Source organism: Aestuariivirga sp. (genome assembly GCF_046294715.1).
Taxonomy (GTDB): domain Bacteria; phylum Pseudomonadota; class Alphaproteobacteria; order Rhizobiales; family Aestuariivirgaceae; genus Aestuariivirga.
Genome location: NZ_JBKBKI010000024.1, coordinates 1 through 10,847, shown reverse-complemented (window position 1 = coordinate 10,847; position 10,847 = coordinate 1). Strand labels below are relative to the sequence as shown.

The 10,847-nt window shown below is 65.9% G+C and carries 11 protein-coding genes; 8 read left to right on the top strand and 3 right to left on the bottom strand.

Annotation, left to right across the window (positions count from 1 at the left end; all coding sequences use genetic code 11):
- Positions 1–32 precede the first annotated feature (32 nt).
- Positions 33–1,037: a dihydroxyacetone kinase subunit DhaK gene (locus ACK4HL_RS14850; RefSeq protein ID WP_409761689.1), complete on the top strand. Its 1,005-nt coding sequence runs from the start codon at positions 33–35 to the stop codon at positions 1,035–1,037.
- Between the two features lie 21 nt (positions 1,038–1,058).
- Here the strand turns inward: ACK4HL_RS14850 and ACK4HL_RS14845 are convergent, their stop codons facing one another.
- From ACK4HL_RS14845 to ACK4HL_RS14835, 3 genes are read right to left on the bottom strand one after another with little or no spacing between them, the layout of a single operon-like run.
- On the bottom strand, positions 1,059–1,496 hold the full coding sequence (locus tag ACK4HL_RS14845; RefSeq protein WP_409761687.1) for an RpiB/LacA/LacB family sugar-phosphate isomerase: 438 nt from the start codon (positions 1,494–1,496) through the stop codon (positions 1,059–1,061).
- Positions 1,493–2,263 carry a triose-phosphate isomerase gene (locus tag ACK4HL_RS14840; protein WP_409761685.1) on the bottom strand — a complete coding sequence of 257 codons (771 nt, stop codon included), beginning with the start codon at positions 2,261–2,263 and terminating at the stop codon, positions 1,493–1,495. The genes ACK4HL_RS14845 and ACK4HL_RS14840 overlap by 4 nt, the downstream gene beginning before the upstream one ends.
- On the bottom strand, positions 2,263–3,183 hold the full coding sequence (locus tag ACK4HL_RS14835) for a sugar phosphate isomerase/epimerase family protein (protein ID WP_409761683.1): 921 nt from the start codon (positions 3,181–3,183) through the stop codon (positions 2,263–2,265). The genes ACK4HL_RS14840 and ACK4HL_RS14835 overlap by 1 nt, the downstream gene beginning before the upstream one ends.
- 109 nt (positions 3,184–3,292) lie before the next feature.
- On the opposite strand from ACK4HL_RS14835, the gene ACK4HL_RS14830 reads away from it, so the two are divergent.
- From ACK4HL_RS14830 to ACK4HL_RS14800, 7 genes are all read left to right on the top strand, one after another.
- On the top strand, positions 3,293–4,303 hold the full coding sequence (locus ACK4HL_RS14830; protein WP_409761681.1) for a sugar-binding transcriptional regulator: 1,011 nt from the start codon (positions 3,293–3,295) through the stop codon (positions 4,301–4,303).
- A 30-nt stretch (positions 4,304–4,333) separates the two neighbouring features.
- Positions 4,334–5,773: an ABC transporter substrate-binding protein gene (locus ACK4HL_RS14825; RefSeq protein WP_409761679.1), complete on the top strand. Its 1,440-nt coding sequence runs from the start codon at positions 4,334–4,336 to the stop codon at positions 5,771–5,773.
- Positions 5,774–5,872: 99 nt separating this feature from the next.
- On the top strand, positions 5,873–6,778 hold the full coding sequence (locus tag ACK4HL_RS14820; protein WP_409761771.1) for a carbohydrate ABC transporter permease: 906 nt from the start codon (positions 5,873–5,875) through the stop codon (positions 6,776–6,778).
- 3 nt (positions 6,779–6,781) lie between these two features.
- On the top strand, positions 6,782–7,639 hold the full coding sequence (locus ACK4HL_RS14815) for a carbohydrate ABC transporter permease (protein ID WP_409761677.1): 858 nt from the start codon (positions 6,782–6,784) through the stop codon (positions 7,637–7,639).
- The gene (locus tag ACK4HL_RS14810; protein WP_409761675.1) at positions 7,636–8,706 is read left to right on the top strand and encodes an ABC transporter ATP-binding protein; all 1,071 of its coding nucleotides are present in this window, start codon (positions 7,636–7,638) and stop codon (positions 8,704–8,706) included. Before ACK4HL_RS14815 ends, ACK4HL_RS14810 begins: the two co-directional genes overlap by 4 nt.
- The gene (locus tag ACK4HL_RS14805) at positions 8,699–9,817 is read left to right on the top strand and encodes an ABC transporter ATP-binding protein (protein ID WP_409761673.1); all 1,119 of its coding nucleotides are present in this window, start codon (positions 8,699–8,701) and stop codon (positions 9,815–9,817) included. Before ACK4HL_RS14810 ends, ACK4HL_RS14805 begins: the two co-directional genes overlap by 8 nt.
- A partial coding sequence (locus tag ACK4HL_RS14800; RefSeq protein ID WP_409761671.1) for an FGGY family carbohydrate kinase occupies positions 9,814–10,847 on the top strand: 1,034 nt, incomplete at its 3' end. The genes ACK4HL_RS14805 and ACK4HL_RS14800, both read left to right, overlap by 4 nt.

Here is a 10,847-nt window from a genome sequence, read left to right as displayed (position 1 = left end):
GTTAAGGACGTGGGCAGGACAGAGGGATTGAGATGAAGAGACCGAAGAAGATCCTCAACGACCCGCGCCGGGCAACGGAGGAGATGATGGAGGGCCTGGTGCTCGCCTGTGACGGCCGGGTTGCGAAGGCGGTGGGGCATGGCGCGTTCTTCCTGAGGCAGATACCTGAGGGCAAAGTGGCCTTGCTGGTCGGCGGCGGCAGCGGCCACGAGCCGATCTTCGCGGGCTTCCTCGGCATGAACCTGGCCGACGGCGCGGCGGCGGGCGAGGTCTTCACCTCACCCTCGCCCCAGACCATCTGCGAAGCGGCGCGCGCCGTCAACCGCGGCAAGGGCGTGCTTTTCGTCTATGGCAATTACTCCGGCGACACGATGAACTTCGACATGGCGGCGGAGATGCTGGCTGCGGAAGGAATCGAGACACGCACCATCCGCGTACGCGACGACGTGGCCGTGGGCTCGCCCGATCAGCCGGACGAGCGGCGCGGCATCGCCGGCGACGTCTTCGTCATCAAGGTGGCGGGCGGCGCTGCGGCGGAACTCTCAAGCCTCGATGACGTGGCGCGCGTTGCCGCCAAGGCGGAGGCGAACACGCGTTCCATGGGTGTTGCCGTTTCGCCGGGCTCGCTGCCCGAGTCTGGCAAGCCCACCTTCGAGATCGGCGACGACGAGATCGAGATCGGCATGGGGGCGCACGGCGAGAAGGGCGTGAGGCGGCAGACGTTGAGCACGGCGGATGACATCGCCGACCAGATGATGTTGCCGATCCTCGGCGACCTGCCCTATTCGCGCGGCGACGAGGTGGCGCTGCTCATCAACAATCTGGGCGCCACGACCATGTTCGAGCTCCTGATCGTGAACCGCCGGGTGCGGCAGATCCTGGAGCGCGAGGGGATCACGGTTCACCGCACGCTCATCGGCTCGTGGCTCACCTCCCAGGAGATGGCGGGCTTCTCGATCTCGATGATGAGGCTCGACGCCGAGCTGAAGCACTACCTTGATCTGCCGAGTGCGAGCTTCGGGTTCACATCCCTTTAGCCAGCCGCCCCGGCGGCATCTTCAGCAGCTGCCATCCAGCTTGTTGATGGCCTCGACGTTGGCGGCGGAGGGGCCCTTCGGGTCGAACTCGGAGGCGAGCCAGGTGTCGACGATGGACTTGGCGAGTTCCGGCCCGATGACGCGCGCACCCATGGTGATGATCTGGGCGTTGTTCGACTTCGCCGCGCGTTCGGCCGAATAGGTGTCATGCGTCAGCGCCGCGCGGATGCCCGGCACCTTGTTGGCCGAAATGCACACCCCGATCCCCGTGCCGCACACGAGAATGCCGCGCTGGAACTCCCCGTCCTTCACCTTGTGGGCGAGGTTCGCCGAAAGGTCGGCGTAGAAGCCGGACTGGCTCAGATTGGTGATCTCGTGTTCCGGCTTCGACTTGAGATGCGCCTCGATCACGTCGAGGAGCGGCTTTCCGGCGCTGTCGGCGCCCAGTGCGATCTTCATGACTTCCCTCCCAGTGAGGCGGTGACGGCCTCGATGATGCCGATGAAACCCGGCGGGTCCCAGGCGGAGCGCCCGATGAACAGCCCGTCGATATCCGACATGGCCGCCAGCGCGCAACAGTTCTGCGGGTTGACGCTGCCGCCATAGAGGATGGGCAGTGGCTCACCCGCGATCTCCGCCGTCAGCGCCTTGAGCCTGCGGTGCTGGTCGTTGGCGAAGGCGGGGTCGGCCGGAATTCCGCCCTCGCCGATCGACCAGACGGGTTCATAGGCGATGATGACCTTGCCGGGCGCGTCACGCCCCACGTCGCGAAGCGCAAAGCGCGTCTGCGTCGCCAGAACGTCCGCCGTGGCGCCCGCCTCGTATTCGGTCCGCGTGTCGCCGATGCAGACGAGCGCGAGAAGGCCGTGCCGAACCGCCGCGGCGACCTTCCGTGACACCGTTTCGTCGGTCTCGCCGAAATGGGTGCGCCGCTCGCTGTGGCCAAGCTCGACGAGGCTCGCCCCGCAGTCCTTCACCATCAGCGGCGAGACCTCGCCGGTCCAGGCGCCGCTGTCCGCCCAGTGCATGTTCTGCGCACCGACCTTCACCCGCGTGCCCGAGAGGATCTCCGCCACCTCGGCGATATAGGGAAAGGGCGGGATGACGAAGGGCTGTGCGGCCTTGGTGCTGGCGAAGGGGGATGCCCTCAGCGCTTGTGCGAAGGCCCTCGCCTCGGACCGCGTCTTGTTCATCTTCCAGCTGGTGCCGATCCACGGCGTCTTCATCAATTGTATCCCGTCTTCGTGAAGGGGGCCCAATGGGCCACCGACTCGGCCACCGCCTTCACCACGCTGCGGTCGGTGGGCTCGCGCTCCCGGAAGGCAAGCTCGAGGCAGAGCTCATTGTCCCTGCCGCCCCCGGCCTCCACGGCGGCGATCAGCTTCTCGGGCGTGATGCGGCCGTTCTCGTTGTATTGCGCGGTGAAGGGCCAGTGCCCGCCCTTGTTCATGGTCGACTGCTTGATGTGGATGATCGGCGACTGCGTGGCGAAGTCCCTGGCCCATGCATAGGGGTCGACGTCGCGTGGCTCGGGCGAGGTCACGTCGCCATGGTCGATGTCCACCATGGGCTTGAGCGGAATGGGAAGGTCCGCCTTGTCGATCCAGTCCTGCAGCGCTTGCGTGTCCTTCAACGTGTGGCCAAGCTCGCGGCCCACCGACATCGGCTCCCAGAACAGCCAGGTGAGGCCGCGAGCCTTCGCGTGCCGGGCAACCTCGCGCCAGCAGTCGAGTGCCACCTGCATCAGATCCTGGCGGCGCTTGACGTCATCGTAATCCTTGAAGGTGAAGATGCCGAACTGCGTGCCGACCGCGGGCGCGCCGAGATCGCCGGCGATATCCGCAAGCCTCTTGAACCAGCCGACATAGTATTGCCGAACCTCCTCGTCAGGATGGGCGAAATGGTTGAGCCGGCCATAGGGGCCCGTCATGATCGAGGTAATCCTGGCACGATGCTGCACACACGCGCTGGCCATGCGCTCCGTCAGGCGCCTCACCGTCGCCGCCTTCCACGAGGGATTGATGAACTCATGCACCAGCTGGATGTGGCCGATGCCGACCTCGCCCGCCAGCGTGGCGACCAGATCCTCCGGCTCGGCGAAGCGGTTCACGAAAGGATTGGTGTTGACCGAGAGCGTGAATCCCATCTGAGGGCCTGACTTGCTGCAGTGCAGTATCGAATTTTGTTGACGGCGGAGCTTATCTGAAAAATATTGCACCTCAAGAAAAAATTTTCACAAGCAAATGGGATAGGCGTTGACGCTGCACCAGCCAGCTCCTCAACTCGACGAGGAGGCCGCCCTCGCGGCCCGCGCCGCCTGGCTGCATTTCGCCGGCGGCAAGACCCAGGGCGAGGTGGCGGAGCTCCTCGGCGTGCAGAGCACCAAGGCCCACCGGCTGATCGCCCGGGCGCGCAATGACGGGCTGATCCGAGTCTTCGTCGAGGGTCCGATCGCCGGCTGCATCGCGCTCGAGGAAAGGCTCAAGGCCGATTACGGCCTGCAGTTCTGCGAAGTGGTGCCGAACATCGACGAGGGATCGCTGCCGCTCAGGACGCTCGGCATGGCGGGCGCCCGCTATCTCCGCAACCTCATCGAGGCGGACCGCTACCGCATGATCGGCATCGGCCATGGCCGCACGCTGGCCGCCGCGGTCGACCTGATGCCGGGCGTGGCCGCGCGCAACACGAGGTTCGTCTCGCTGCTCGGCGGCCTCACCCGGCGTTTCGCGGCAAGCCCGTTCGACGTGATCCACCGGCTCGCCGAGCGGACGGCGGCCGAGGCCTACGTCATGCCGGTGCCGTTCTTCGCCAATTCGGAGCGGGACCGGCAGGTGCTCGAGGCGCAATACGGCGTCTCGGACGTGCTGGCCATGGCGCGGCAGGCGGAACTCTATATTGCCGGCATCGGCGAGGTGGACGCCCGGAGCTTCATCGCCACCGCCGGCATGGTCGACGAGGAAGACGTGGCGGAGGTGATGAAGACCGGCGCCTGCGCGGAGATCCTCGGCCACTTCTTCAGCGAGCATGGCGAGCATCTGCCGAATTCCGTCTCCGACCGGGCGCTGGCACCGCGCTTCTCGGAACTCAAGAGCCACAGGATCGTCGCCCTGGCGGGCGGCACATCGAAAACTCGGGCCATCCGCGCCATTCTCGAGCACGGACTTCTTTCTGGCCTGATCACCGACGAGGCGACTGCAAAGCGCCTCGTCTCCCTGAAACCGGGACGCGAGCCCGGCAAGAAGAACGGAAAACCCGCACCGGGCTAAGATACCCCACAACGAAACGGAGGAATGGGAATGTACGACAAGGAAAAGGGCCTCTTCGACGCCTTCGTGGCCAAGAAGATGAGCCGCCGCGAACTCATCCAGGCGACCGGCAAGCTGGGCCTCTCGGCCTCGGCCGCCGGCTTCCTGCTGACGCAGGCGCAGACCCGCGCCATGGCCGCCGACTTCGACTGGCAGAAGCACAAGGGCTCCAAGCTCAAGCTGCTGCTCAACAAGCATCCATACGCCGACGCCATGATCGCCAACATCGAGACCTTCAAGTCGATGACGGGCATGGAGATCTCCTGGGACATCTTCCCCGAGGACGTCTATTTCGACAAGGTGACGGCTGCGCTCTCTTCCGGCTCCACCGAGTACGACGCCTTCATGACCGGCGCCTACATGACCTGGACCTATGGTCCGGCGGGATGGATCACCGACCTCAACGAGTTCATCAAGGATCCGGCCAAGACCAACCCCAGCTACAACTGGGACGACGTTCTGCCGGGGCTTCGCGCCTCGACCTCGTGGAACGGCGTGCCCGGCGGCGAGCTCGGTTCGGCCGATGCCAAGCAGTGGTGCATCCCGTGGGGCTATGAGCTCAACAACATCTCCTACAACAAGGTTATGTTCGACAAGGCCGGCGTGCAGCCGCCGAAGAACCTCGGCGAGATGGTCGAGGTCTCGGCCAAGCTCACCAAGGACCTGGGCGGACCCTACGGCATCGGTGTCCGAGGCTCGCGCTCCTGGGCGACGATCCATCCGGGCTTCCTCTCGGGATATGCGAACTTCGGCGAGAAGGACTTCACCGTCACCGACGGCAAGCTGAAGGCCGCGATGAACACCGCGGGTTCCAAGGCCTTCCACAAGGACTGGGTCAAGATGATCCAGGACTCGGGGCCGAAGAACTGGTCGACCTATACCTGGTACCAGGTCGGCACGGATCTCGGCGCCGGCGCCTCCGCCATGATCTACGACGCCGACATCCTCGGCTACTTCATGAACGGCGGCGACAACAAGGAGAAGGGCAACCTCGGCTACGCGCCCTTCGCGGCGAACCCCGCCGCCTCGGCGCCGACGCCCAACGTGTGGATCTGGTCGCTGGCGATGAACAACGCCGGCACCCAGAAGGACGCCACCTGGTACTTCCTGCAGTGGGCGACTTCCGTCGAGCATGCGCTGTTCGGTGCGCGCAAGATGGACTTCGTCAACCCGGTGCGCGCCTCGGTCTGGAAGGACGAGGAGTTCCGCAAGCGCATCGACACGTCCTATCCTGGCTACCTCAACCAGCATGACGTCTCCGCGCCGGGTGCCAAGATCTACTTCACCGCCCAGCCGCTGTTCTTCGACCTCACCACGCTGTGGGCGGAGAACCTGCAGAAGATGGTGGCGAAGGAACTCCCGGTCGACGAGGGCCTGGACGCCATGGCAACCGAAATCGACAAGAAGCTGGCTGAAGCCGGCCTCGGCTAAGCCGACTGGCGCGCGGGGGGCCGTCTCCCTGCGGCACCTCGCGCGCCTCTTTCCACTTCCTCGAACTCCGGGCCCGACATGACCGCCGCCGCCACAGAGATGCGCACACCCGTGAAGCAGAGCCGCTTCATGCGCCGGGCCCTGCCCTACATCCTCTCGCTTCCCGCATTGCTGATGTGCATCGGGATCCTGATCCCGTTCTTCACCGCCGTCTATTATTCGATGCTGCGCTACCGGATGAACCTGCCCGCCATGAAGGGCTTCATCTGGTTCGACAACTACATCAACTTCTTCACCGATCCGAAGTTCTGGAACACCGTCTACATTTCCCTCGTCTATGCCTTCCTGACGGTGGGGCTCGAACTCGTCCTCGGACTCGGCATCGCGCTCCTGCTGCAGCGGCCGTCGCGCTTCAACAACATCGCCTCGATCCTGCTGCTCCTGCCGCTGATGACGGCGCCGGCGCTGGCCGCGCTGATGTGGAAGCTGATGACGCATCCGGATTTCGGCATTCTCAGCTATCTCCTGACGCTCGCCGGCATCGAGAACTTCAAGTGGGCATCCGACCCGGCGACAGCGCTGTTCACCGTCGTCCTCGTCGACATCTGGGTCTACACGCCCTTCATCATGATCCTGCTGCTGGCGGGGCTCCGCTCGCTGCCGAAGGCGCCCTTCGAGGCGGCCGCACTCGACGGCGTGCCGCGGAGCTTCGTGTTCTTCCGCATCACGCTTCCCATGCTGATGCCCTACATCATCACGGCGACGCTGTTCCGCCTGCTCGACTCCATCCAGCAGTTCGACATCATCTACGCGATGACCCAAGGCGGCCCCGGCGACAAGCTTCTGGTGTTCCAGGTGCAGGCCTATCTCGACTTCTTCCAGGCGACCAACGTGGGCCGCTCGGCGGCGCTGATGATCATCCTTTGGGCGATCACCTATGCACTGTCCAACGTCTTCATCAAGCAGTGGCTGAAGCTGCGCGAACGCGCCCACGGAGCGCATTGATCCATGGACCACACCTCGAACATCGAAAAGCTCATCCGCGGCGCGCTGATCACGCTCGTGCTGGTGTTCTTCCTCTTCCCCATCGCCTGGATCTTCCTGATGTCGCTCCAGACGAACGAGACGATCCTGCGCATTCCGCCCTCGCTCGCCTTCACGCCGATCATCGACAACTACACGGCGCTGATCACCGGCGAGCTCCGGACGGCGGCGGGCAGCCTGCAGCTGAACTTCATGCAGAACATGTTCAACTCGGTGCTGCTTTCGGTGTGCTCGGTGGCGCTGTCGCTGGTGCTGGGAGTTCCCGCCGCCTACGCCTTCGCGCGATTCAAGTTCCGCCTTGGCGAGGACATCGCCTTCACGCTGCTCTCCTTCCGCTTCGCGCCGGCCCTTCTCGTGCTGCTGCCCCTGAGCCTCTATTTCAAGTCCCTTGGCCTCACCAACACCTATATCGGCCTCATCTGGGTCTATCAGCTGATCTGCCTGCCGCTCATCCTGTGGATCGTGCGCGGCTATTTCGAGGACATCAGCCCCGACATCGAGCACGCCTACCGCATCGCCGGCAACAGCTGGTGGCGAACCTTCCGCAAGATCTCGATCCCGCTCGCCAAGCCCGGCATCGCGGCGGCGGGGCTCCTCGCCTTCATCTTCGCCTGGAACAACTTCGTCTTCGCGCTGATCCTCGCCTCGGCGGACAAGCAGCCGGTGACGGTGGGTGCGCTGGCCTTCGTCACCGCGTCGGGCATCCAGTATGGGCAGATCGCGGCGGCAATCATCATCTCCATCACGCCCACGCTGGCTCTGGCGCTCTACGCGCAGCGCTATCTCGTCGAGGGGCTCTCCATGGGCGCGGTGAAGGGATGAGCCAGCTCGCAATCAGGTCGCTCACCAAGGCCTATGGCTCGCTCAAGGTCTTCGACGGGCTCAATCTCGAGGCCGGAGCCGGCGAGATCGTGGTGATCTTCGGCGGCTCCGGCACCGGCAAGACCATCCTGCTGCGGCTCATCGCGGGCGTGGAGGAACCGAGCGCGGGGGCGATCGAGATCGGCGGTCACGACGTGTCCGACATCGCGCCCGAGCACCGTGGCGTGGGCATGGCGTTCCAGAACTTCGCGCTGTTCCCGCACATGTCCGCGGCCGAAAACATCGCAACGCCGCTGCGCGCGGCAGGTGCGGCCGAGGAAAAGGTGAAGGCGGGCGTCGCCCGGGTGGCGAGGCTCCTCAAGATCGACCACGTTCTCAGCCATTCGCCACGCGAACTCTCGAACGGGCAGAAGCAGCGCACGGCGCTGGCCCGCGCGCTCGCGGCCGAGCCCAGAATCCTGCTGCTCGATGACCCTCTGCGCAACGTCGATGCCAAGCTCCGCTTCGAGATGCGCCTCGAACTGCCGCGCCTCCTTCGGCTGAGCGGCGCCACGGTGCTCTACGTGACGCAGGACTACAAGGAGGCGATGGCTCTGGCCGACCGCATCGCCGTTCTGGCGGGCGGCCGCTTCGTTCAGACGGCGACGCCGGAAGAGATCTACATGCGCCCCGCCACGCTCGGCGTCGCGCGGCTGTTCGGCGACCCCTCGATCAACACGGCGGAGACGTCGATCGAGAAGGACGGGCAGGTGACGCTCGGCGGCGCACGGCTTCCGCTTTCCCCGGGGTTTTTGGCGCATGCCGGCCGCACCGTCACCTTCGGCGTCCGGCCCGAAGCGGTGGAGATCGGCGCGGCGGCAGGCCTCGAGGCCGAGGTCGTGGCGGTGACGCCGCTCAACGAGCGCACCGTGCTGCTCCTGCAGACGATGAGCGGATGGGAGTTCCTCGCCTCGCTGCCATCCTCGGCCGCGGGGATTCCGGAACCCGGTTCGAGGGTCCGCGCGAGCTTCGCGGCGGAAGGCACCCACATCTTCGACGGCCAGACGGGAGAGCGGCTCGATGGCTGAGCTCATCATCAGCAAGGTCGACAAGATCTACCGCTCCCGCAAGGGCGACGTCCATGCGGTGAGGTCACTGGACCTGGCGGTGAGCCCGGGCGAGATCGTGGCGCTGCTCGGCTCGTCAGGCTGCGGCAAGACCTCGACGCTGCGCATGATCGCCGGCTTCGAGGAGGTCTCGAACGGGGCGATCACGCTCGGCGGCAGGGCCATCCACACGCTGCCGCCGGCGGCGCGCGGCGTCGCCATGGCCTTCGAGGCCTACTCGCTCTATCCGCCGCTCACCATCGGCGAGAACATGTCCTTCGCGCTCAAGGCCTCGAAGCTCCCGCAATTCGAGCAGGATAAGCGCGTCAAGGCCATGGCCGAGATGCTGGAGATTGCCGACATCCTCGAGCGCTATCCCTCGTCGGTGTCGGGCGGCCAGCAGCAGCGCGCGAGCCTCGGGCGGGCGCTCGTGCGCGATGCCGGCCTCTACCTGCTCGACGAGCCCATGGGCCAGCTCGAGCCGCAGCTCCGCGCCGTGCTGCGCGGCCGCATCAAGCATTATCTGCGCGAGCACAAATGCACGACGATCCTCGTCACCCATGACCAGACCGAGGCCAATGCGCTCGCCGACCGCATCGCGGTGATGGAAGGCGGCGTGCTGCAGCAATATGCGACGCCAGCCGAACTCAAGGCGCGTCCCGCCAATCTCTTCACCGGCACCTTCATCGGCGAGCCGCCGATGAACGTGTTCGCCGCCACGGTGAAGGAAAGCGCCGACGCAGTGACCTTCATGCTGGATGGAGGTGCCCCTCTCACCTATCCGGCAACGGATTTCTCCCCGCCGCTCCGCGAGAGGCTGTCGCGCCTGGAGCGGGTGGCGCTCGGCATCAGGCCGCATGCGCTGCGCCTCGGGGGCGGGCCACTCGGCGGCAAGGTGATCGCCTGCCAGTGGCTGGGCGACCAGACCCATGTGGCCGTGGATGTGGCGGGCCGCACCGTCGTTGCCGTTTCGCAGGAGCGCGTGTCGCGCGCGCCGGGCAGCGACGCGGCGCTCGGCGTGGCGGCGCAGGACCTTCATCTCTTCGAGCCGGAGAGCGGCAGCGCCATCGCCCACGGGGGTCGCCTCGCATGAGTGAGGGGGTGCTCATCGGCATCGACGCCGGAACATCGGTCATGAAGTCCGTCGCCTTCACGGCGTCGGGCGAGCAGATCGCCGCCGCTGCAATTCCCAACCGCTACGCCACATTTCCCGACGGCGGTGCGGAACAGGACATGGGGCGCACCTGGGCTGATGCCGCTGCGACGCTGAAGGAACTGTCGGATAAGATTCCCGGCCTCGCGGACCGCGTGATCGCCATTTCGGTGACGGGCCAGGGCGACGGCATGTGGCTCATCGACGAGGCGGGAGAGCCGGTCGCCCCCGCCTGGCTGTGGCTCGACGCGCGTTCGGCCCCGATCGCCGAGGATTTCACGAGGAGCCCGGATTACCTCGCCCACTACAAGCGCACGGGCACGGGCGTGAACGCCTGCCAGATGAGCATGCAGCTCGTGTGGATGACCAGGAACCGGCCGGAGGTGCTGGGCCGCGCGGCGACCGCCTTCCATTGCAAGGACTGGCTCTACTACAAGCTCACGGGCGACAGGCGCACGGATCCCTCGGAGGCCAATTTCACCTTCGGCCAGTATGCGACGCGGACCTACGCGCCGGAGGTGCTGGACGTGCTCGGCGCTTCCGGCGCGAAGCGCCTGCTTCCCGAGATGGTGGAAGGAACGGAGACGGCGGGCCGCCTCACGCCCGAGGCGGCGGCGCTGACCGGCCTCAAGCCCGGCACCCCCATCACGCTGGGCTACGTGGACGTGCTGTGCACGGGGCTGGGCGGCGGCCTTTACGATCCAAGGGGTGAAACCGGCTGCACCATCGTCGGCTCCACCGGCATGCACATGAAGATCGCGCCGTCGGCAGCGCATGTGAAGCTCAACGCCGAGCTCTCGGGCTACACCATGCCGTTCCCGGTGCCTGGCATGTATGCGCAGATCCAGTCGAACATGGCTTCCACGCTCAACATCGACTGGCTGCTCGACGTCGGCCGCGACGTGCTTTCCTCGCAAGGCGTCGAACGCTCGCGCGGCGATCTCTTGAAGGGGCTCCACGAGCGGGTGTT